Below are 22,274 nucleotides of genomic sequence, written 5' to 3' on the forward strand. Positions count from 1 at the left end.
GAGCCTGCCGCACCCGCGAAACCGGCCGCGCCGCCCGCTGCGCCGGCCAAGCCCGCGCGCCAGTCGTCCGCCGCTGTCGCGCGCCAGCCCGGCGACAAACCGCTGGCCTCGCCGGCGGTGCGCAAGCGCGCCTGGGACCTGGGCATCGAACTGCGCTACGTGCACGGCAGCGGCCCGGCAGGCCGGATCCTGCACGAGGACCTGGACGCCTATCTGCAAGGCCAGGGCGGGGGCGCCCAAGCCCGCGGTGGCGTGGCCTACGCCGAGCGTAACGACGAGGAAAACGTGCCGGTCATCGGCCTGCGGCGCAAGATCGCGCAGAAGATGGCCGAGTCCAAGCGCCGCATTCCGCACTTCAGCTACGTCGAGGAAATCGACGTGACCGAGCTGGAAGAGCTGCGCGCCAGCCTCAACCAGAAGTGGGGCGCGACGCGCGGCAAGCTCACGCTATTGCCGCTGCTGGCGCGCGCCATGGTGGTGGCGCTGCGCGATTTCCCGCAGATCAACGCGCGCTACGACGACGAGGGCGGCGTGGTCACGCGCTACGGCGCGGTCCACATCGGCATCGCCACGCAAAGCGACGGCGGCCTGATGGTGCCGGTCATGCGCCACGCCGAGGCGCGCGATCTCTGGTCCATGGCGGCCGAGATCGTCCGTCTGGCCGAGGCGGTGCGCACGGGCAGCACCAGCCGCGACGAACTGTCGGGTTCGACCATCACCATCACTAGCCTGGGGCCTTTGGGCGGCATCGTCACCACGCCGGTGATCAACCATCCCGAGGTCGGCATCGTGGGCGTGAACCGCATCGTCGAGCGGCCCGCCATCCGCAATGGCGCCGTGGTGGCGCGCAAGCTGATGAACCTGTCGTCGTCCTTCGACCACCGCGTGGTGGACGGCATGGACGCGGCGCGCTTCATCCAGGCGGTGCGCGCGCTGCTGGAGCAACCCGCGCTGCTTTTCGTGGAGTAAGCATGAGCCAGATCACTAAGACTACGACTTTGCTGGTGATCGGCGGCGGCCCTGGCGGCTACGTCGCCGCCATCCGCGCCGGCCAGCTGGGCGTGCCGACCATTCTGGTCGAAGGCGCCCAGCTGGGCGGCACCTGCCTGAACATCGGCTGCATCCCCTCCAAGGCGCTGATCCACGCGGCCGAGGAATTCGACAAGGCGCGTCACTACGCGGGCAAGTCGGCGCTGGGTATTTCCGTGTCGGCGCCCGCCATCGACCTGGCCCAGACCGTGGCCTGGAAGGACGGCATCGTCGGCAAGCTGACCGGCGGCGTTGCTGCGTTGTTGAAGAAGAACGGCGTGGAAGTGGTGCGCGGCTGGGCCCGGCTGCTGGACGGCAAGACCGTGGAAGTGGATGGCGGCGAGTCCGGCGCCATCCGCATCCAGTGCGAGCATCTGCTGCTGGCGGCGGGCTCCGAACCGACGCCGCTGCCGTCCATGCCGTTCGGCGGCATGGTGGTGTCGTCCACCGAAGCCTTGTCGCCTTCCAGCATTCCCAAGCAATTGGTGGTGGTGGGCGGCGGCTATATCGGCCTGGAACTCGGCACCGTGTACCGCAAGCTGGGCGCCGAGGTGGCCGTGGTGGAAGCGCAGGACCGCATCCTGCCAACCTACGACGCCGAACTCACCAAGCCGGTGGCCGCCGCCTTGGCGAAAATGGGCGTGGAGCTGCACCTGGGCCGCAAGGTGCTGGGCCTGAACGGCGCCGGCAATGCGGTGCGCGTGCAGGACGCGGCGGGCGTCGAAACCCTGCTGCCGGCAGACCGCGTGCTGATCGCGGTGGGCCGGCGTCCGCGCACGCAGGACTGGGGGCTGGAAAGCCTGCAGCTCGACCGCAAGGGCAACGCGCTGCGCATCGACGACCAGTGCCGCACCTCCATGCGCGACGTCTGGGCCATCGGCGACATCGCCGGCGAACCCATGCTGGCGCACCGCGCCATGGCGCAGGGCGAGATGGTGGCCGAGCTGGTTTCGGGCAAGCGCCGCCACTTCCTGCCTGCTTCGATCCCGGCGGTCTGCTTCACCGACCCCGAAGTCGTGGTGGCGGGCCTGTCGCCTGCCGAGGCGGAAAGCGCGGGATTGGACTGCCTGACGGCTTCCTTCCCCTTTGCCGCCAACGGGCGTTCGATGACGCTGGAATCCACCGACGGTTTCGTGCGCGTGGTCGCGCGCCGCGACAACCACCTCATCGTGGGCTGGCAGGCGGTGGGACGCGGCGTGTCGGAGCTGTCGACGGCGTTCGGCCAGTCACTGGAAATGGGCGCCACGCTGGAAGACGTGGCGGGCACCATCCATGCGCATCCGACCCTGGGCGAAGCGGTGCAGGAAGCGGCGCTCAAGGCGCTGGGGCACGCGCTGCATATCTAGGCGCAAGGGAACGCCGCGCTTGCGCGGCGTTCCACCGCAAGCCCGGACAGTGCCTAGCGAGGGGTTACGGCTTGCGCCAATGCGGCGCTGAATCCTTCCACCGCAGGGTTGCCTTGGTCGCGCAACGCTGCTAACACCACCTGGGCCGTGGCTCCAGCCACATCGCGCAAAGGCAGGAAGCGCAATGAATCCGAACGCATTCGGGACAACGATTGGGGCACCAGTGCAGGGCCGACGCCGGCTTCCACCAGCGTCAGCAAGGTGGGAATGACGCTTTCCTGCGCGATTTCCGGCTTCAGCTGCGCACGCGCGTACAGCGCCTGGAGCATATTGCGGAAGTACGGCGAGATGTCCTGGCGGTAGCCCACCAGGGGAAATTCCAGCAGTTCTTCCAGCGAAACATCACGCTGATGCGCCAGCGCATGATCATGGCGCAGCGCCACGCGCAGGGGCTCTTCGTAGACGACGCGGGTCACGATATCCGCATCCAGCGGATGCGGACGCATCAGCGCCACATCGACCGCGCGCGACCGCAGCGCGGGCTCCATGTCGACGGAGTTCATTTCGCGCAGATCGATGCGGACTTCGGGGTGCGCATCGCGGTAATGGCTGAGCGCCGACACCAGCGGCGAGCTTGCCGCGCTGGGCGTGATGCCTATCACCAGCGACCCGGTTTCGCCGCGGGCCGTGCGCCGCGCCTGCCGCAGCATCAGCTGGGTGTCCGCCGCGATCTTGCGCGCCCGCTCGTACATGATTTCGCCGGCGGGCGTCAATTTCACCGAGCGCGTGGTGCGCACGAACAGCGGCACGCCGACGATCGCTTCCAGTCGCTTGATCTGCTGCGTGAGGGGCGGTTGGGTCATGAACAGGCGTGCCGCCGCTCGCGCGAAGTGCAGTTCTTCCGCCAGCGTGCAGAACAGGACCAGCAAGCGACCGTCCACGAAGATTAATTCTGATTTCGACATAATTAGGGCGAAATTACATATTGGACATAGATTAGTCGAGTTCCTAAGATGCCGCATCGCTACACACCGCCGGCATTCCGGATCCGCACATGTCCCTCGCTTCCATTTCTCCGTCAGTCGCTGCCATCGCTCAAAGAGTGCGGGATGGCGAAGCGGCGGTGTTCGCGGCGGCGCGCCAGAGCCTGGCGGCCATCGCGCGGCAAGATCCGGCAATCCGCGCATGGAGCCATGTGCTGCCCGCCGTGGCGCTGGAGCAGATGGAACCGGCGCGGCACGCCGCCGGCGCGCTTGCCGGCGTGCCCATCGGCATCAAGGACGTGATCGACGTGGCCGACATGCCTACCGGTTTTGGGGCGCCCGCCTTGATTGCCGGCAATGCGGCGTTCGACGCCTGCAGCGTGGGCATGTTGCGCGCGGCGGGCGCGATTCCGGTGGGCAAAACCGTGACGGCCGAGTTTGCGTTCAGGACGCCGGGCCCCACCCGCAATCCGCATGCGCTGGCGCACACGCCTGGCGGCTCCTCGAGCGGTTCCGCGGCCGCGGTGGCGGCCGGCATGGTGCCAGCCGCGCTGGGCACGCAGACCGGAGGTTCGATGATCCGCCCGGCGGCGTATTGCGGAGTGGTGGGATTCAAACCGAGCGCCGGGCGCGTGTTCCGGGACGGCATGAAGCTCACCTGCGAATCGCTGGACACCATAGGCTGGTACGCGAATAGCGTGGCGGACGCCCAGCTCATCGCGGACGTGCTCGTGGGCGGCGCGCACGCGCCCGTACCGTCCGGCCGCCAACTGACCGTCGCGGTGCAATTGAACAATCCGAAAGCCGGATTGTGTGCCGAGAGCCATGCCGAGATCGATCGCGCCCGTGCGGTGCTGGCCGCGCATGGCGTGCAGTGCGTGCCTGTGCAAGCCGAGCGCGAGACGGCGCTTTTGCTGCAGGCGCACGATGTGATCATGCACTACGAGTTCGCGCGCAGTCTGGGGCCGGTGGTGGAGCGCCAGTGCCATGCATTGAGCGCCGTCTTGCGCCAGGCGGTGGCGCGTGGCCTGGCCATCGGGGCAGGGGAGTACCACGAGATGCTCGGGATTCAGGCCGCGCTGCGCCACGGCTGGGGCGCGCTCTATGGCGGCGCCGACCTGGTGCTTACGCCCAGCACGCCAGGTCCGGCGCCCCTTGGGCTGGAGCACACCGGCGACGCTTCATACAACAAGATCTGGTCGGTGCTGGGGTGGCCTTGCCTGCACCTGCCGACCGGATTCAGCCGCGCGGGACTGCCCATGGGCATGCAATTGGTCGGCGATCTGGGCAAGGACCTGGCCTTGCTCGCCGTCGGCCGGGATTTACATCATCTGCTGAAACAGCAAGGGGAATGAAATGGGATTCAAGAAACTGAGGCAGGGCGTGCTGGCCCTGTGCGCCGCCGCGGCGGTGACGGGATTGGGGCAGGCGCATGCCGCTTTTCCCGACCGTCCGATCAATGTCGTCGTGCCCACCGCGGCCGGCGGCACGGTGGATATCGTTGCGCGCATCATGGCGGAAAAACTCGGCGCCGAACTGGGACAGCCGGTGGTCGTCATCAACAAGCCCGGCGCTGGCGGCGTCGTGGGCACGCAGGCGTTCCTGCGCGAGCCGCAGGATGGCTACACCGTGCTGTTCACGGCGAACAGCAATCAGCTGATCGTGCCTTGGGTCTACAAAGACGCGAAGTTCGATCCCATCAAGGACTTCGCGCCGATCGCCGCAGTGGGTGAAGTGCCCAACGTGCTGTGCGTGAACCCGGCCTTTCCCGCGAAGGACATGAAGGAATTCATGGCCTTGATCAAGGCCAATCCGGAGAAGTACCAGTACGCCTCGGCCGGGGCGGGAACCTTGAACCATTTGCTGGGCGTCATGCTGGACCAGATGGGCGGGCTGCGCATGCAGCACATCCCCTATCGCGGCGTGTCGCCAGCCATGGCGGATGTGATGGGCAATCAGGTGCCGATGCTGTTCGCCAGCCTGCCCTCGGCCGTGGAAGGCATCAAGGCCGGCAAGCTGCGCGCGCTGGGCGTCAGCAGCGAAAAGCGCAACGCCTTGCTGCCCGACGTCCCTGCCATCAACGAAGCCATACCGGGATTCCGCGGCGACCTGTGGGTGGCGTTCTATGGCGCAAAGGAAGCGCCCAGCGCGGCGATCGACACCTTGCATCTGGCCATCCGCAAAGTCCTGGCCGACCAGGCGCTGCAACAGAAGTTCGACCAGCTGGGGGTCACCATGATGCACGACGGCCCGGCCGAGCTGGCGGCGCGGCAGCAGGCCGAGTACATGCAGTGGAAGCAGGTCGTGCAGGCCTCGGGAGCGAGTCCGGATTAAGGCCTAACGGCTGCCGTCGATATACGGCCGGGCCTGCAGGATCAGGATGTTGTCGCCCTGCACGGCCCATTCGATATCCTGGTCCGCGCCGCCCAGGCGCTGCTTGACCTGGCTGCCTACCGCGGCCAGGCGCGCCACCAGGGCATCGTTCAACACCTGGCGCGCGCCCTCGATCGGCACTTCGCGCACGCCGCCCGCTGCGTCGGCTACCAACTGGGTGTCCTCGGCTGAGCGGGTCAGTACCTGCACTGCCTTGGACCAGCTGGAGTACATCAGCTGTTCGGCCTGCCGCTTGCCTTCCACCACCTTGATGCCCAGGCCGCGCTTGGCCGAGATGTAGGTGACGTAGCGGCGCGAGGCGTCGAAGGGATCGCGGGTGATCATGACGCCCGAGCTGTCAGACGCGGCGGCCTGTTGCACCAGCACCGCCATCACCACACCGTCCTGGCCGATGCCGGCCGCGCGCCGGGCTTCGTAGGCTTCGTAGTTGTAGACCGAGGCCCACACGGTCTGCACGGCTTGCGCCAGCGCGTCGGCCTGCGTCACGTTGGGTACGGTGGTGTAGAGCCCGGCGCCGCTGAATCCCGGCAGGTCTTCGGAGTTGGACGAGCTGCGCACGAATACGCCGCGGCCCTGCAACTGCTTTTGCCAGCGTTCGCGCCAGGCCGCGGCCAAGGCCGGATCGGGCTGGGCCTGGATGATGTCCTGGCGCAGCGCGGCCAGTTCGGCGCGGCGCACGTTGGCATCGCTGGCGAAGTCCGCCCGCTGTTCCAGCGCGGCGATGCGTTGCGGCACGCGCAGCTGCGCCATGAATGCCGCGTACTGTGCGAAGGGGATGCAGAAGCCGTCCGGCACGGTGGCCGCGGGTGGCAGCGCCGACTTCAGCGCGCCCAGGTTGGCCGCCTTCACGCCGCAATGGCGGCTGTCGCGTGTGACCATGCCGGAGAGCGGCTTGATTGCCTTCACCGTCAGGTCGGGCTTGGGTAGCGGCCGCGCGGCCTTGGGCGGCGGCGCGGTTTCAGGCTTGGCGATGCGCTGCACCTGATAGGCATTATTGGTGACGGTCAGCTCGACCCACTGGCCGTCGTGCTCGCGCAGCGTCGCCACGGCATCGCGCACATAGGCATTGGGAATGCGCCAGCCTTTGGCCAGCAGATTGACATGGGACAGCAGGGTGGAGGGCCGTTGCGTGACCAGGCCGGCCACGGGCGGCAGCGCGACCGGGACCTCGTCCAGCACCAGGATGTCGGTCGGCGCCAGATCCGGCGTGTCGTCCACCGAGGCCACGATGCGTAGCCGGCCCTGGGCCTGACCCGTGTTCAGCGGCAGGAAGGTCTGTTCGCGCAGCAGCGATTCCTGCGTCACGGCCTTCAGGCCGGCGTTTTGCGCGAGCTGTTCATGCAGCGTGGAATTGGCCTTGAAGCGCACCGGTTGGTAGAAGCTGGCCTGCAGTTTCTCCTCGGTCAGCTGCAGCAGTTCCGGAGTGAGCCGGTCGCCTTCCCAGAATTCATAGGTGTAGCCGGGCAGGTCGCGCTGCCAGCTCAGGGTGCCGAACAGCAGACGCCGCTGCGGGTCCTTGTACTGGGCGATCAGCGTGGCTTTGTCGTCGGCGGGCAAGAGGCGACGTTCACGTGCGAAGTTCTCGTGCAGCGAGTAGCGCGGTGTGTCGAGGTAGTAGATCTTGCCGCCCTGTTTCCGGTCGATCACGAACAGCACGTGGGGGATCTCCAACGGCGTGCCGGGGTTGTAGACCCGGGCCAGCTGCAGGAATTCGGCCTGGGTCTGGATTTTCCCCAGAAAGGCCGGCCCCGCCTTTTTAGCGTCTTCCGCTGGCTGCGCCGCGCGCTCGTCGGGAGTCAACGGCCGCGAGTTCTCGTAGGGCGAAGGCTTGCGGGCAGTCTGCGCCTGGACGGACGGTCCGAAGCCGGCGGCTGCCCCAGCCAATGCGGCCAGGACGATCAGGCGGGTCAGGTGGCGGGAAGAAAGGCGGCGGCGGGCGGGTGATGGACGCATGGACGGGCGGGCGGGGCGCAGGGAGCCGCGATGATATCGGAGTGGCGCGGGCGGTTGTTTCTGGATGTGGCCAACTATGCGTTGACGTTGCTGCCGGACGAAAAATACCCAATTTCAGTGATATGCATGGGGCCAAAGATGGCGTGTAATGCCGCCCAAGGCTATATCGCGCCCGCCGGCGCCGCGAGAAACCGGCCATCTCCGCACGCGATGATGGAAACGGTTTTTCGTAGGGTCTTTTCAAAGGAGCAGCCATCGCTGCTCCTTTTTTTCGTGGCCGCTCGGGGAAACTCCCTATCTTCTGAGGACGCGCCGCCCGTTGACAGCGGCCTTGCACGAATCGATACTCGAATCCAGTACGTATACGTACAAAATGACAGGCGTCGCATCGGCCTAACGGGTTCCCACTGCTCTCGCAAAGGAGTAAGCAATGAAGGACGGCGAAATTCTTTCCGGATTCCTGGCTCCCCACCCGCCGCACCTGGTGTACGGCGAGAACCCGCCGCAGAACGAGCCGCGCTCGCGCGGCGGCTGGGAAAGCCTGCGCTGGGCCTACGACCACGTGCGAGAGAGCATCGAACGCCTGCAGCCCGACGTGCTGCTGGTGCATTCGCCGCACTGGATCACCCAGGTGGGCCACCATTTCCTGGGCGTGCCGCGCCTGGCGGGCCGCTCGGTCGATCCGATCTTTCCCGACCTGTTCCGCTACGACTTCGGCATGGACGTGGACGTGGAACTGGCCGAAGCCTGTTGCGAGGAAGGCAGCAAGCTGGGCCTGGTCACCAAGATGATGCGCAATCCGAAGTTCAGGGTGGACTACGGCACCATCACCACGCTGCACATGGTGCGGCCGCAATGGGACATCCCGGTGGTGGGGCTGTCGGCGAACAACACGCCGTACTACCTCGACACCCAGGAAGGGCAGAAGGAAATGGACCTGCTGGGCCGGGCCACGCGCGAAGCCATACGCAAGAGCGGGCGGCGGGCGGTCCTGCTGGCCAGCAATACGCTGTCGCACTGGCATTTCCACGAGCAGCCCGAGGTGCCCGAGGACATGTCCAAGGAGCATCCGGCGCGTTACGACGGCTATCTGTGGGACATCCGCATGATCGAACTGATGCGCAAGGGCAGGATGGGCGAGGTGTTCGAACTCCTGCCCCAGTTCATCGACGAAGCCTTCGCTGAAGTGAAATCCGGCGCGTTCACCTGGATGCACGCGGCCATGGGCTATCCGCAGCTGGCGGGCAAGTTCCATGGCTACGGCACCGTGATCGGCACCGGCAACGCGGTGATGGAATGGAATCTGCAGGAGGCCGGGCTGTCCCGCCTTGAAGCCCCCGCTGGCGTTACGGCCTAGCCGTTGGAGACATGCCATGACCCTCGTTTCCGCATTTCTCGTTCCCGGCAGCCCGCTGCCGCAGTTGCGCAGCGACGTGGCGCCCTGGGGGCGGCTGCATCAGGCGCTGCGCGCGGCCGGCGAGTCGCTCGCCGCTTCCCGGCCCGACGTGGTGCTGGTGTATTCGACGCAGTGGATGGCGGTGCTGGACCAGCTGTGGATCACCCGCGCGCGCAGCACCGGTGTGCACGTGGACGAGAACTGGCACGAGTACGGCGAGCTACCCTTTGACATCGCCAGCGACACGGGCTTGGCAGAAGCCTGCGTGCAGGGCTGCCGCGACGCCGGCATCCATGCGCGCGGCGTGGACTACGACCAGTTTCCCATCGATACGGGCACCATCACGGTCAGCACGCTGATGGGCTTCGGCACCGACAAGCTGCCCGTGACGCTGGCGGCCAATAACCTGTATCACGACAACGCGCAGACGGAGCAGCTCAGCCGCATCGCCTTGCAGGCGGCCGCGGCCCAGGGCAAGCGGGCGGCGGTCATCGGCATAGGCGGCCTGTCCAACACCATGTTCCGCGAGCCTGTGGCGCCGGAATCCGACCGCTTGATCTCCCAGACCGACGACGACTGGAACCGCCGCATGCTGGCGCTGCTGGAAAGCGGCGACGCCGGAAAACTGCGTGAACTCATGCCCGAGTACGCCGGGCAGGCCAAGGCGGAGATGGGCTTCAAGCACATGTCCTGGCTGCTGGGCGCGTTGGGCGACCGGTTCCGTGGCGCCAATGTGCTGGAATATGCGCCTCTTTATGGCAGCGGCGGAGCCGTGGTGGAATTCAAGCTGGATTGAAGACGCGTACCGCGCGGCGCCTTCGAGGGGGCGCCAATCCCCGTGGTCAGGCAGCGCCCGCCAGCGCCACCGGTATCTCCCTGGCCCCCGCCGTGCGGCGCCATTGCGCCGGCCCCGACACATGCAGGTTGCCGCCCTCCGCGTCCACCGCCACGGTCACGGGCATGTCCTGGACTTCGAACTCGTGGATCGCTTCCATGCCCAGGTCCTCGAACGCGACCACCCGGGCGCTGCGGATGGCGCGGGAGACGAGATAGGCCGCGCCGCCCACGGCGATCAGGTAGGCCGCCCGGTGGCGTCGGATTGACTCGACCGCCTGCGGGCCGCGCTCGGCCTTGCCTATCATCGTCAGCAGTCCCGTGCGCTCCAGCATCATGTCGGTGTAGCCGTCCATACGCGTGGACGTGGTCGGGCCGGCAGGGCCGACGGCCTCGTCGCGCACGGCGTCCACCGGGCCCACGTAGTAGATGGCGCGGCCGCGGAAGTCGGCGGGCAGGGGCTCGCCGCGGGCCAGCATTTCGCGGATGCGCTGGTGCGCGGCATCGCGTCCGGTCAGCATGCGGCCGTTTAGCAGCAAGGTTTCGCCGGCGCGCCAGGACCCGACCTCCTCGCGGGTGAGAGTGTCCAGGTTCACGCGCCGACCGGCGCTGGATCCGCGCCCGGGTCCCAGGTCGGGCCAGAGATCCAGCGAGGGCGGGGCCAGGTGTGCGGGGCCGGATCCGTCCAGCACGAAGCTTGCATGGCGCGTGGCCGCGCAATTGGGGATCAGCGCGATGGGCTTGGCGGCCGCGTGCGTGGGGTAGGTCTTGATCTTCACGTCCAGTACCGTGGTGAGGCCGCCCAGGCCCTGCGCGCCCACGCCCAGCGCGTTGACGCGCTCGTGCAGTTCCAGCCGCAGCGCGTCCTCGGGCGTCAGTGCATCGCCGCGCTGCGCCCGCGCCTGCAGTTCGTGCATGTCCAGCGGCTGCATCAGGCTTTCCTTGGCCAGCAGCACCGCTTTTTCGGCGGTGCCGCCCACGCCTATGCCCAGCATGCCGGGCGGACACCAGCCCGCGCCCATGGCGGGTATCTGCGCCAGCACCCAGTCGACGACGCTGTCGGCCGGGTTCAGCATGGCCAGCCGCGCCTTGTTTTCCGAGCCGCCGCCCTTGGCCGCGACCGTGACGGCTACGCTTGCGCCCGGCACGATGCGTGTGTTGATAACGGCGGGCGTGTTGTCGCGGGTATTGCCGCGGCTGAACAGCGGGTCCGCCACCACCGAGGCCCGCAGCGGATTGTCCGGGTCCAGGTAGGCGCGCCGCACGCCGGCGTTGACGGCGTCTTCCAGGCTACCGGTAAAGCCCTCCCAGCGCACGTCCATGCCGACCTCCAGGAAGACGTTGACGATGCCGGTGTCCTGGCAGATCGGCCGCTTACCGATGGCGGCCATGCGCGAGCTGGCCAGGATCTGAGCCATGGCGTCGCGCGCCGGCGCGCTGGCTTCGCGTTCATAGGCGCGGGCCAGGTGCGCGATGTAATCGGCCGGATGGTAATGGCTGATGTATTGCAGCGCGCTGGTGATGGATTCGATCAGGTCGTCCTGGCGGATGAAGGTGCTCATGGCGTGCGAGGGCAGGTGACTTTGGCAGAGGATCAAGTTCAATCGGCGTGCAGCGTGACGCCGGGCCGGTCCTTGACCAGGCTCACGGCGACGAACGACACCACGGCCATGGCGATGACGTAGACGCCTACGTGCCAGGACTGTCCGGTGGCGGTGATGATGGACTGCGCGATCATCGCGGCGAAGGCGCCGCCCAGGATGGAGCCCAGCGCGTAGCCTGCCGACACGCCCGAGTAGCGCACGTCGGCCGGGAACATCTCGGCGTACAGCGCGGCCTGCGGGCCGTAGGTCAGGCCCAGCGGCACCGACAGCACGGCCAGGGCGAAGGCGAACTGCATGACGTCGCCGGAGTCGACGAAGGACCACATCGGTATGGCCCACAGCGCCAGCAGCACGTAGCCGAGCTGGAAGGTGCGCACGCGGCCGATGCGGTCGCCCAGCCAGCCGCCCAGCAACGTGGTGCCCAGCCAGCAGGCCGCGGCCAGCGTGCAGATCATCAGCACCTGCTGTGGCGGCATGCGCAGCGCCCGGCTGCCGTAGCTGATGAAGAAGCCGACCAGCAGGTAACCCGCCGTGCTGTTGCCCACGAAGATCAGCGTGGTCAGCAGGATCTGGCGCGGATGTTTGCGCAACAGCGTGCCCAGTGGCGCCGAGGAATGGCTGCGGCGCGACTGCATCTCCAGGAACACAGGCGATTCCTCGACTGCGCGGCGGATGAAGACGCCGACAATGATGAGCGCGATGGACAGCAGGAAAGACACGCGCCAACCCCAGGCCATGAAGTTGTCGGGGCCGACCAGGGAGGTAATGCACCACAGCACGCCGGTGGCGACGATCATGCCCAGCGGTACGCCGATCTGGGGGAAGGCGCCGAACAGCGAACGCCGGTCGCGCGGCGCGTGCTCGACCGCCATGAGCGCCGCGCCGCCCCATTCGCCGCCGGCGGAGAACCCTTGCAGCACGCGCAGCGTCACCAGCATCACCGGCGCCCAGATGCCGATCTGCGCGTAGGTGGGCAGCACGCCGATCAGCGCGGTGGACACGCCCATCAGGATCAGCGTGGCCGCCAGCACCCGCTTGCGGCCGTAGCGGTCACCCAGATGGCCGCAGACGATGGCGCCCAGCGGCCGGAACAGGAAGGCCACGCCCACCGTCGCGAAGGACAGGATCAGCGACAGCTCGGGATTTTCCTTGGCGAAGGGCGCGAAGAACAGCGAACCCAGCACCAATCCCGCGGCCTGGACGTAGATGAAGTAGTCGTACCACTCGATGGCCGAGCCGACCAGGGTGGCGGCCAGTACCTTGCGATCGTCGGCGCTGACCAGCGGGCCGGATGCGGACCGGCGGGCGGAAGCGACGGCGGCGCCGTCGGCGGGAATTTCTGTCTGCATGGTTGTCTCCGTGGGGGAATGCGGCGGTTCAGCTTCTTATTGGGAGGCGTTGCCTAGGCCGCGGCGCTCTGCGGCGCGTCGGGCTGGTTTTCCGGACGGGCCGCTACGAACGCGGGCAGGCTGGCGCAGGCCTGGACGATGGCGCGGACCCGTTCGAAGGGCGTCAGGTCCGCGCCGTAGCGCAAGGCGTTGTAGACCTGCGGGATCAGATAGCACTCGACCAGCGTGGGCGCGGCGCCCAGCGCGTAGCCGCCGTCCTGCGCCACGGGCAGCGCCGCCTCGAAGGCCTGGAAGCCCTCGGCGCACCAGTGGCGGTACCAGTCCTGGATCTGTTCGTCATCCGCGCCGAACTGGGCGCGCAGGCGCTTGAGCGCGCGCAGGTTGTTGAGCGGATGCATTTCGCAGGCGACCAGTTGCGCCAGCGCGCGGGCCTGCGCGCGCAGCGCCGGATCGGCCGGCAGCAGCGGCGCGCCGGGATGCCGCTCGTCCAGGTACTCGATGATGGCCAGCGACTGCTGCAGGCGCAGGCCGTCGATTTCCAGCATGGGCACCAGGCCGAAGGGCGCGAGCGAGCGGTAGGCGGGCTGCTGGTGCTCGCCCTTGACCATGTGCCAGGTGACCTGCCGGTAAGGCAGGCCTTTCAAGGCCAGGGCGATGCGGACCCGGTAGGCCGCGGAACTGCGCCAGTAGCTGTGCAGGGTGAGGGCAGGCGTATCGGCCATGGCGGTCTCCGGTCAGGCAGCGGCGGGCTCAGAAGCGTCGGCCGATACGGCGCCAGGCAAGGGGCGCGTGCCGGGAATGCGCACCTGCTGGTCGATGTCGCCGAACAGGCTTGCGCCCGCGTCGTCGCGCATGCCGATGCACACACGGTCGCCATGCTTGAGGAAGGGCGTGCGCATTTCGCCGTCGCGCAACTTCTCCCGCACGCGCGCCTCGACCAGGCAACACACGCCGGCCGCGTCGCTGGCATTCGAAATGGTGCCGCTGCCCACCAGCGTGCCCGCGCCCAGGCGGCGCGTGCGGGCCGCGTGCGCGATCAGTTCGCCGAAGTGGAACTGCATTTCCTCGCCCGCCTGGGGCCGGCCGATCTGTTGGCCGTTGAGCCACACCTGCATGGAGCGGTGCAGCTTGCCGCCGCGCCAGTAGGGGGCGAGCTCATCAGGCGTGACGAGCACAGGCGAGAGCGCCGAGGCGGGTTTGCCCTGCAGGAAGCCGAAGCCCTTGGACAGCTCTGGCAGCACCACGTTGCGCAGGGTCACGTCGTTGACCAGGCCCAGCAGCACGATGTGTTCGAGCGCCGTGTCGGCGTCCACGCCCAGCGGCACGTCGTCGGTCACCACCACGATCTCCGCTTCCAGGTCCACGCCCAGTTCCTCGCTGGCGGCAGTGATGTCTTCGCAGGGGCCCATGAAGTCATCCGACGCGCCCTGGTACATCAGCGGATCGGTCAGGAACGAAGGCGGCATCTCGCCGCCGCGGGCGCGGCGCGTCAGCTCTACATGGTTCAGGTAGGCCGATGCATCCAGCCATTGGTAGGCGCGCGGCAGGGGGGCGGCGCAGCGGGCGGGGTCGAAGGGGAGGCTGGCGCCGTCGCCGGCGTTCAACGACTCATATTCGGCCTGCAGCAGCGGCGCGGCGCGGGCCCAGTCGTCCAGCGCCTGCTGCAAGGTGGCCGCGATGTGCGGCACGGCGCGCATGCGGGTCAGGTCGCGGTTGACGATGGCCAGGACGCCGTCGCGGGCGCCGTTGGTCAGGGTGGCGAGTTTCATCTTCAGGTACTCCGTATCGGATAGGCAGGCCCGCGCTGGGGCATTGTCGTGCGGGATCAGGCGGTGAGTTCAGCCCACATGTCGCGGTCGCGCTGGGCGGTCCAGACGCGCGGATCGGCGATGCCGCTGGCCTCGTCATAGGCGCGCGAGACATCGAAGGGAATGGCGTGTTCGTAGATGACGACGTGGCCGAACTCGGGGTCCATGACGCGGCGCGTGTCCTCATAGACCTGCTTCAGGCTCTTGCCTTGCTCCACGCCCTGGCGCGCGCAGCCGTACAGCGTTTCGACCCAGCTGCGCGTGTAGCCGATGGCTTCGCGGCAGGCGGCGGGCGTGGTCAGCGCGGGGCCGCGGCCCGGCACCATCTGGCGCGGCTCCAGCGCTTGCAGGGCGTCCAGCGTGGCGGGCCAGTCGGACAAATAGGCATCGCCCGTGTACACGCCCGCGTTGAATTCCACCAGGTCGCCGGAAAAACAGATGCCCTGCGACGGAATCCAGACGATGGAGTCGCCCCGGGTGTGGCCGGCGCCCAGGTGCAGCATGCGCACTTCGAGGCTGCCCAGGAACACGGTCAGTTCGCGCTCGAACACCACGGTGGGCCAGGTCAGCCCGGGTATGGTCTCGGCGGACTGGAACAGCCGCGGGAAGCGGCCGATCTCCGAGTCCATGTCGGCCTGGCCGCGTTCGACGATGAGCTCATGCGTGCCGCGGCTGGCGTACACGTTGGCCGCGCCCTCGGCGGCGAAGGCCGACGCGCCCAGCACGCGCACGGCGTGGTAGTGCGTCAGCGCCACGTGGCGAATGGGCTTGTCCGTGACGCCGCGGATCGCGCGGATCAGCGCCTGCGCCATGGCCGGCGTCGCGGTCGCGTCGACCACCATCACGCTGTCGTCGCCGATGATCACGCCCGAGTTGGGGTCGCCGTCGGCAACGTAGGCGTAGGCGTTGTCGGACAGGCGTTCGAAGGAGATCTTCTTTTCCGCCAGGTCGGCCTGGGAGGCGAAGGGTTTGCTCATGGTGTTCCTTTAATGAATGGAAAGTGGGCGGTTCAGCTGGCGTGGGCCTGGCCGCGCTGCTGGCTGCTGGTGCCGGTGGCGCCGGGCATCAGCCCGGCGGCCTTGTCGCGGGTCCAGGCGGCCAGGTCGTCATGGGCGCTGCGGCGCTTGCGGGCCACGTAGTCGTCCACGGGCAGGCGCAGGGTCAATTCGAGCCGGATGCCGTTGGGGTCGAAGAAATAGATCGAGCGGATGAAGTGGTGGTCGGTCGGCCCCACCACCTCGACGCCGTGGGACAGCAGCCGCTGGCGCATGCGCTCCAGTTCGGCTTCGCCGCGGATTTCCATGGCGAAGTGGTTGACCCAGCGCGGCGTGGCGGGGTCGGGCTGGCTTTGGCCGTTGTCGCCCAGGTCGAAGAAGGCGATGTGCGAACCGTCGGCGAATTCGAAGAACAGATGCACGAAGGGGCAGTGCTCGCCGGTGGAGGGCACGCGTTCTTCCTTGACCACGTGCACCAGCGGCAGGCCCAGGATGTCTTCGTAGAAATGCCGGGTTTCTTCCGCGTCGCGGCAACGCCAGGCGAAGTGATGCAGGCCCTGGATGGCGGGGCAGGCAGGGGGGTGTTGCAGCGTCATGGCGCCGTCTCCGTGGTTCATGGAATGTTCAAGGCGGGCGAACCGGGCTGGCTCGCCAGCATCTCGTCGACCGCCGCCTGCACACGGGCCGCGTCGTCCACGGCTTCGATGAGCAGAAGCGACAGCCGGGCCAGGCTGTCGCGCTGGGCCGCGGGGTCGGGCACGTTGGTCAGTGCAATGAGGCGCTCGAGCAGGTCGTCAAGCTGTTGCTGGGATAGCGGCATGGCTGGCGCCTCCGGTTGAGCGGTAGAGGCCGCGGGCCTCGGATAGGGGGGCGGTACGGGCGCCGGGCGCATCCAGCGCCGCGCTGATCCAGGCCTGCACGGCCTGGGGATCGCGCGTCTCGGGTGTGGCGGCGGCCATGACGTGCTGGTCGGGGCGCAGCAGCCAGGCCTGGCCGTCCAGCGTCTGGCCGAGCTGGTGCGCCAGAGCCGCGCGTCCACGCTCATCGCACAGCGGCCCGACGGCGGTCCAGCGCAGCAGGCCGTCGTCGTCCTCTACGCCGGCGGGCAGGGCATCGCCGAACACCAGCACGGTGAACCAGGGGCCAAGCAACCCGTGCAGGGTCAGCCCGTCGCTTTGCCGCAGCACCACGTTGGGTAGCGCGCGCCCGGCCAGGGCGTGCGGACCGCAAGCCAGCGCCGATTCGGGATAGACGGCCGGCATGCACAGGCGGCCGGTGTTGATCATGCGGGCGGCGACGGCGTGGCGCGGCGCCAGGTCGATGATGGCGTCGCGCCACAGCGCGGCCGAGCGGGCCGCGCCCGGGTAGACGAAGCGCGAGGAGCGGCGCGCCTGGCGGATGTTCTCCATCGCGGCGTGCTTGCGCTCCACGCTGTAGGTGTCCAGCAGGGAGTCGCCCGCGCGGCCTTGCAGCAGCAGGGCCAGCTTCCAGCCCAGGTTGTCGGCGTCCTGGATGCCGCCGTTGCCGCCGCGCGCGCCGAAGGGCGCGACCAGGTGGGCCGAGTCGCCTGCGAACAGCACGCGGTCGTGGCGCAGGCTGTCCAGGCATTCATGGCGGTAGGCCCAGACGCCGTGCCAGGCGATGTCGAATTCCACGCGTTCGCCCAGCAGGTCCCACACGCGCTGGCGCATCGCCGCGTCCGTTGCCGCCTCGGCCGGGTCTTCGTCCGCGCGCAGTTGGAAATCCAGCCGCCAGGTGTCATCGGCCATCTTGTGGCGCCAGACCGCGCGGCCATGGTTGCTGCGCGCGTCCAGCCAGGTCCAGCGTTCCTCCGGCCAGGTGGTGTCGCGCAGCACGATGTCGATGATGATCCAGCGGTCCTCGGTCTGGTCGTAGACCCGCGGACTCAGGCCCAGCATGCCGCGCACCGCGCTCTTCGCGCCGTCGCAGGCGACGACCCATTGCGCGCGGCACAGATAGACGCCGTCGGGCGTCTCCACCTGCAGCGTCGCCGGGCCGTCCGCTTGCGGTTCGATGCCGGCGACGCGGTTCAACCAGCGCAGCTCGGCCAGCGGCTCGCGCATCAGCGCGTCCACCAGGAAGGCTTCCAGGTAGTACTGCTGCAGGTTGACGAAGCCGTTGTGGCGCATGTCGGGCTGGTCTTGCAGCGTGAATGAGGCCACCGCCATGTCGCGGCACAGCACGCGGCCCACGTTCCAGCGCACGCCCTTGCCGACCACGTCGCCGGCCATGCCGAGCCGGTCGAAGATGTCCAGCGTGCGCTGCGCCCAGACCATGCCGCGCGAGGCCAGGCCACGCACGCCGACGGTGTTGTCGTCGTCCAGCACGACCACGGGGATGCCGCGCCGCACCAGATCCAGCGCCAGCGTCAACCCGGTCAATCCGGCCCCCACGACCGCCACCGGATGCGGATCGCGGCGCGGGCGGTCCATTTCCTCGGGCCTGACGTATGGATAGATGGGAAGCTCTTTCATCGTTTTCCCTAGTTCGATGTGGTTTGTTGCAGGCCCCACTCTAGGAGCGCCGCGCGGGTCCGTCATGTCCTCACGGAAGAGGACATCGCGGCGGCGGGGGATGACCTTAGAATCGGGAAAACACGCGCAAGCGGGGGAAAACGACACCATGGAAGAGACAAACAACCCTATGCCCGCGGGCGGGGGGCCGGACCGTTGGGCCGAGTCCGCCGTCATGGACCTGGGCGGTCCGATGTTCCATGCCGCGCTGTTGCTGGCGTTGCGCGAAACCGTGGCCGCCGACCACGTGTCGCACGTGTTCTACGGCCACGAGGGCTCGGTGCAGTATTCGTCGGCCGCCAGCCTGCTCAACCAGTCCCTGATCGAATGGACCACGAATGTGTTCGTGGACAACGAGTTCTACCGGCGCGACCCCAATTACGGACTGCTGCGCGACATGGCGTGCCGGCCCGGCCACCATCCCGACCTGGTCGTCCAGACCGCGTCGCCCGAACGCATCGCGGATGACGAGTACCGCCGCGTATTGTTCGAGCGCCCGGGATTTGCCAGCAAGATTTCGCTCATCGGCTGCCGCGACGAGGGCATCAGCTACCTGAACCTGTATTTCTCGCACGCCCATTCGCCGGACGTAGCCGAACTGATGCGCGGGCGAGCGCCCCTGCTGATCGCGTTGGCGCGGCGTCATCACCAGTTGTGCCGCGCGGAAACGGACGCGCCGCGCGCGCCGTCCTGGTGCAGCGGCCTGTCGCTGCGCGAGATCCAGGTGGCGGACTTGCTGCGCCAGGGCCATACCGCGAAGGAAGTGGGGCGCGAACTGGGCCTGTCGCCCACCACCGTGGTCACCTACAAGAACCGCATCTTCAAGAAGAACAACGTGGCCAGCCTGAAGGAGTTCCTGATCAAGGCGCCGGCCGCGCGCGCCGTGCCGGCCTGTATGCCGGAGGCGGGCGGGCGCTGAGCGTCGGGGCTGCTGCTGCCGGGTTTCGGCGCCGGCTCGCGGGCGTCGGGTAGCGCTTGCCCGCGGTCAGGCCGCGGCGGATGGCCGCAGCCGGGCGATGGCAGGAACCGCCAGCGCCGCCAGCAGCGCCACGGCCCCTGCGATATAGCCCACGCTGCCCAGCCCCCATTGCGCGATCGCCCATCCGCCCAGCATGGCGCCGGCGCCGATGCCGGCATTGGCCGCCGATACGTTCAGCGTGCCTGCCATGGCCTGGGCCTGCGGCGCGACCTGCATTACGCGCACCTGGCACACCGGATACAGTGCGGTGTTGGCGATGCTCCAGGCGGCCAGCGCCGGCAGCAGCCCGGCCAGCGTCGCCGCCAGCGGCGCGGTGGCCATCATGCCCAGGCCCAGCAGCACGGTGAACGCCAGGGTCGCGGCCAGCGGGTTGCGGTCCGCCGCCAGTCCGCCCAGCCAGTTACCGGCCAGGCCCGCCGCGCCAAAGCCCATCAGCCACCAACCCACCTGCGCCGGCGGAACGCCGGCGATGCGTTCCAGCACGTCGGCCAGATAGGTGTAGGCAGTGAACATCGCGGTGAACACCGCGACGGACAGGGCGACGTGGGCCAGCAGGCGCGGATCCCGCAGAATCCGCGCCTGCTCGCGCAAGCCTGCGCGCGGCGGGCGCGGCAAGGCCGGCATGCAGGCCCACATCAAGACGGCCAGCGCCAGGGACAGCGCGGCCAGTCCCCAGAAACTGCCGCGCCAGCCTATGGACGTGGCCGCCAGCGTGCCCAGCGGAATGCCGAACAGCAGGGCGGCGGAGATGCCCAGGTAGACGCGCGCCACCGCCTGTCCGGCGCTGCGGGGGCCGGCCAGTTGCGCGGCGGCCTCGCTGGCGGTGCCCCAGAACACCGGCAGGGCGAGCGCGGGTATGAAGCGCGCCAGCGCCAGCACCCAGATGTTGGGCGCGACCGCGGCCAGCGCATTGGCGGCGGCGAAGACCAGCAGGATCGCGACGAACAGGCGCTTGCGCTCCAGGTGCGACACCGCCGCCGTCAGCAGCGGTCCGGACAGCATCACCGTGAACGCGAACAGGGTCACAAGCTGGCCCGCGGCGGTTACCGAGATGGACAGGTCGCGTGCCAGTTCGGGCAGCAGCCCGACGATCAGGAATTCCGTGGAAACGATGGCGAAGGCCGCGACGGCGAGGATGGCGATGGAAAGCGCGCCGGAGCGGGTGGAAACGGATGGCGATGCGAGGGAAGTTTCAAGCATGGATGGGTTCAAGAGGAAGACGGTCTTGAACGATATTGGAGATAGAATTTCTTATCTCGGGTATTTATTCGATCAATTAAGGAATCTGATTCCTTAATAAACCCTGCCATGATTCCATCCGAACGCCTGAAAGGCATCGAAGCTTTCGTCTCCACCGCGGACGCAGGCAGCTTCACCGCCGCCGCCGACCGGCTCCACCTCACTGCGTCGGCCGTGGGCAAGAGCGTCGCGCGTCTGGAAGCCCGCCTGCGCACCCGCTTGTTTGAACGAAGTACGCGCCGTCTGGCGCTGACGGACGCGGGCAGCGCCTACTACCGCACCTGCGTGCGCGTGCTGGCCGAATTGCAGGACGCCGAGGCGGTGTTGGCGGCGCAGCGCCAGGAGCCGGCCGGCCGCCTGCGCCTGGACCTGCCCGCGACCTTCGGCCGCCGGGTCGCGCTGCCGCTGCTGCTGGAGTTCGCCAAGCGCCATCCGCTGTTGCGCCCGCAGGTGTCCTTCACGGACCGCCATGTCGATCTGGCCGCCGAAGGCATAGACGTGGCGGTGCGCATCGGCGGGCCGCAGCAGTGGGCGCCCGGCCTGGGCCACCGTTACCTGGGTTCGGAACGCGTGATTTTCTGCGCCTCGCCGCAATACCTGGCGCAACGCGGCACCCCGCTTACCGCCGACGACCTGGCGCAGCATGACGCGGTGGCCTACGGCCGCGCGGACGGGGAGTCCCCGGTGTGGCGCATCGCGCAGGGCGCCGGGCCCGCCAGCCTGCGGCCGGTCGACGGCGTGATGATGCTGGACAGCGCCGAAGCCCAGGTCGACGCCGTCGCCGCCGGCTTCGGCATCGCGCAACTGGCGACCTGGCTGGCGGCCGACGCCTTGCGCGACGGCCGGGTGGTCGAGGTGCTGCCGCAATTGGCCACCGAAGGCCTGTCGCTGTACCTGGCGTGGCCGCTGGGCAAGCAGTTGCTGCCCAAGGTGGATGCGGTGGTGGAAATGCTGGGGGAGTCGCTCAGCATCGTGTAGCGGGCGGCCGCAATATCGTTTGGTCTGAGAAAGTGACGGCCCTGCGCCGCGCTGTTCCTACGTCTTCTACGCTCATGGTGGGAGGAGGACGGCTCAAGTAAACAGTTCTGTTTATTTATTCAACATTTTTGTTTATGCTCAATCAGGCCGTGACCATCGGTCATGAAATACAGCGAATTCAAGAGATGGCTGGAACGACAAGGGGCAGTGTTTGTGCCGCATAAGTCAGGCAGCAGCCATTACCGGGTTACCTTGAACGGCGTGACCACTATCTTTCCACATCATGGGTCCAAGGAAATGGGCAAGCATCTGGAAAGCGAAATCAAGAAACAGCTCGGTTTGAAATGACGCCGTGCGTCACGTGGACACCCTTGCCTGGCACATTCATCAAACGGAAGCCCAAATGCTGACCTATCCCTATACCCTGACTCGCGACTCCAACGATACGTGGCTAGTCCGGTTTCGCGATATTCCAGAAGCGCTAGCCGTAGGGCAGGACGTCGATGAGGCGGCAATCAACGCCGAAGAGGCGCTCGAAGCTGCGCTGGAGATCTACTTCGAGGCGCGTCGCCCCATTCCCATGCCCTCCAAACCTGCCAAGGGCCAGGCGTCAGTAACCTTGCCCGCCTTGGTCACCAGCAAGGTTTTTCTGTCGAACGAGATGATTCTTCAGGGGGTGCGCAAGGCCGAGTTGGCGAGGCGCATGGGGGTTCACATGCCGCAAGTGGACCGGTTGCTCAACGTGCGACACGCATCCCGGATCGAGCAAGTCGAATCCGCTCTCGGGCAGCTTGGGCGCCGCCTGGACGTGTCGATTGCCTGAGGCTGGCAAGCCTGCAAGTCCCGCATGTCA

At 67.9% G+C, this 22,274-nt stretch carries 21 protein-coding genes; 10 read left to right on the top strand and 11 right to left on the bottom strand.

The window, feature by feature from the left end; genetic code table 11:
- Nucleotides 1–969: dihydrolipoamide acetyltransferase family protein (locus tag HV766_RS25940; RefSeq protein ID WP_254593361.1), on the top strand; the 969-nt coding region annotated here is incomplete at its 5' end.
- A 2-nt stretch (nt 970–971) separates the two neighbouring features.
- Nucleotides 972–2,375 carry a dihydrolipoyl dehydrogenase gene (gene lpdA / locus HV766_RS25945; RefSeq protein WP_054456575.1) on the top strand — a complete coding sequence of 468 codons (1,404 nt, stop codon included), beginning with the start codon at nt 972–974 and terminating at the stop codon, nt 2,373–2,375.
- Nucleotides 2,376–2,428: 53 nt separating this feature from the next.
- Here lpdA and HV766_RS25950 read toward each other — a convergent pair whose 3' ends face one another.
- Nucleotides 2,429–3,316 carry a LysR substrate-binding domain-containing protein gene (locus HV766_RS25950; protein ID WP_254593362.1) on the bottom strand — a complete coding sequence of 296 codons (888 nt, stop codon included), beginning with the start codon at nt 3,314–3,316 and terminating at the stop codon, nt 2,429–2,431.
- 113 nt (nt 3,317–3,429) lie between these two features.
- Here HV766_RS25950 and HV766_RS25955 point away from each other — a divergent pair, with 113 nt between their 5' ends.
- Complete coding sequence (locus HV766_RS25955; RefSeq protein ID WP_175182091.1) at nt 3,430–4,713, top strand: amidase; 1,284 nt, start codon at nt 3,430–3,432, stop codon at nt 4,711–4,713.
- Between the two features lies 1 nt (nt 4,714).
- Nucleotides 4,715–5,692, top strand: a complete 978-nt coding sequence (locus tag HV766_RS25960) for a Bug family tripartite tricarboxylate transporter substrate binding protein (protein WP_175182092.1) — start codon at nt 4,715–4,717, stop codon at nt 5,690–5,692.
- Between the two features lie 3 nt (nt 5,693–5,695).
- Here the strand turns inward: HV766_RS25960 and HV766_RS25965 are convergent, their stop codons facing one another.
- Entirely contained in the window at nt 5,696–7,705 is a 2,010-nt protein-coding gene (locus tag HV766_RS25965; protein WP_175182093.1) for a PEP/pyruvate-binding domain-containing protein, read from the bottom strand.
- Between the two features lie 430 nt (nt 7,706–8,135).
- Here HV766_RS25965 and HV766_RS25970 point away from each other — a divergent pair, with 430 nt between their 5' ends.
- Together HV766_RS25970 and HV766_RS25975 are read left to right on the top strand one after the other, a co-directional pair.
- Nucleotides 8,136–9,062, top strand: a complete 927-nt coding sequence (locus tag HV766_RS25970; RefSeq protein WP_054456579.1) for a DODA-type extradiol aromatic ring-opening family dioxygenase — start codon at nt 8,136–8,138, stop codon at nt 9,060–9,062.
- A 16-nt stretch (nt 9,063–9,078) separates the two neighbouring features.
- A complete protein-coding gene (locus tag HV766_RS25975) occupies nt 9,079–9,897 on the top strand; it encodes a DODA-type extradiol aromatic ring-opening family dioxygenase (protein ID WP_175182094.1) in 819 nt (272 codons plus the stop codon).
- Nucleotides 9,898–9,943: 46 nt separating this feature from the next.
- On the opposite strand, the gene HV766_RS25980 is transcribed toward HV766_RS25975, so the two are convergent.
- The 8 genes from HV766_RS25980 to HV766_RS26015 are packed head-to-tail and all read right to left on the bottom strand — an operon-like array spanning nt 9,944 to nt 18,186.
- Nucleotides 9,944–11,497 (bottom strand): fumarate hydratase, encoded by a 1,554-nt coding sequence (locus HV766_RS25980; protein ID WP_175182095.1) that lies wholly within the window; start codon nt 11,495–11,497, stop codon nt 9,944–9,946.
- A gap of 38 nt (nt 11,498–11,535) precedes the next feature.
- Nucleotides 11,536–12,888 carry an MFS transporter gene (locus HV766_RS25985; protein WP_175163930.1) on the bottom strand — a complete coding sequence of 451 codons (1,353 nt, stop codon included), beginning with the start codon at nt 12,886–12,888 and terminating at the stop codon, nt 11,536–11,538.
- A 53-nt stretch (nt 12,889–12,941) separates the two neighbouring features.
- Entirely contained in the window at nt 12,942–13,610 is a 669-nt protein-coding gene (gene maiA, locus HV766_RS25990; RefSeq protein WP_119449485.1) for a maleylacetoacetate isomerase, read from the bottom strand.
- Between the two features lie 12 nt (nt 13,611–13,622).
- Nucleotides 13,623–14,657: a fumarylacetoacetate hydrolase family protein gene (locus tag HV766_RS25995; protein WP_175182096.1), complete on the bottom strand. Its 1,035-nt coding sequence runs from the start codon at nt 14,655–14,657 to the stop codon at nt 13,623–13,625.
- 56 nt (nt 14,658–14,713) lie between these two features.
- Nucleotides 14,714–15,673, bottom strand: a complete 960-nt coding sequence (locus HV766_RS26000; RefSeq protein ID WP_054456584.1) for an MBL fold metallo-hydrolase — start codon at nt 15,671–15,673, stop codon at nt 14,714–14,716.
- 32 nt (nt 15,674–15,705) lie between these two features.
- Nucleotides 15,706–16,287: a VOC family protein gene (locus HV766_RS26005; protein ID WP_175182097.1), complete on the bottom strand. Its 582-nt coding sequence runs from the start codon at nt 16,285–16,287 to the stop codon at nt 15,706–15,708.
- 17 nt (nt 16,288–16,304) lie between these two features.
- Complete coding sequence (locus HV766_RS26010; RefSeq protein ID WP_054456585.1) at nt 16,305–16,511, bottom strand: hypothetical protein; 207 nt, start codon at nt 16,509–16,511, stop codon at nt 16,305–16,307.
- Nucleotides 16,486–18,186: an FAD-dependent oxidoreductase gene (locus HV766_RS26015; RefSeq protein ID WP_175182098.1), complete on the bottom strand. Its 1,701-nt coding sequence runs from the start codon at nt 18,184–18,186 to the stop codon at nt 16,486–16,488. The genes HV766_RS26010 and HV766_RS26015 overlap by 26 nt, the downstream gene beginning before the upstream one ends.
- A 148-nt stretch (nt 18,187–18,334) precedes the next feature.
- Between HV766_RS26015 and HV766_RS26020 the strand changes: the two genes are divergently transcribed.
- A complete protein-coding gene (locus HV766_RS26020) occupies nt 18,335–19,144 on the top strand; it encodes a helix-turn-helix transcriptional regulator (RefSeq protein WP_119449488.1) in 810 nt (269 codons plus the stop codon).
- A 66-nt stretch (nt 19,145–19,210) separates the two neighbouring features.
- Here the strand turns inward: HV766_RS26020 and HV766_RS26025 are convergent, their stop codons facing one another.
- Nucleotides 19,211–20,404, bottom strand: coding sequence for an MFS transporter (locus tag HV766_RS26025; RefSeq protein WP_175182099.1), 1,194 nt, complete (start codon nt 20,402–20,404; stop codon nt 19,211–19,213).
- Between the two features lie 108 nt (nt 20,405–20,512).
- On the opposite strand from HV766_RS26025, the gene HV766_RS26030 reads away from it, so the two are divergent.
- The 3 genes from HV766_RS26030 (at nt 20,513) to HV766_RS26040 (ending at nt 22,244) form a co-directional block, all read left to right on the top strand.
- The gene (locus tag HV766_RS26030) at nt 20,513–21,421 is read left to right on the top strand and encodes a LysR family transcriptional regulator (protein ID WP_175182100.1); all 909 of its coding nucleotides are present in this window, start codon (nt 20,513–20,515) and stop codon (nt 21,419–21,421) included.
- Nucleotides 21,422–21,583: 162 nt separating this feature from the next.
- A complete protein-coding gene (locus HV766_RS26035; RefSeq protein WP_119449491.1) occupies nt 21,584–21,769 on the top strand; it encodes a type II toxin-antitoxin system HicA family toxin in 186 nt (61 codons plus the stop codon).
- 55 nt (nt 21,770–21,824) lie between these two features.
- Nucleotides 21,825–22,244, top strand: coding sequence for a type II toxin-antitoxin system HicB family antitoxin (locus HV766_RS26040; RefSeq protein ID WP_054456849.1), 420 nt, complete (start codon nt 21,825–21,827; stop codon nt 22,242–22,244).
- Nucleotides 22,245–22,274 lie beyond the last annotated feature (30 nt).

Origin of the sequence: Achromobacter aegrifaciens (assembly GCF_902859735.1) — a bacterium.
Lineage (GTDB): Bacteria > Pseudomonadota > Gammaproteobacteria > Burkholderiales > Burkholderiaceae_B > Achromobacter > Achromobacter aegrifaciens.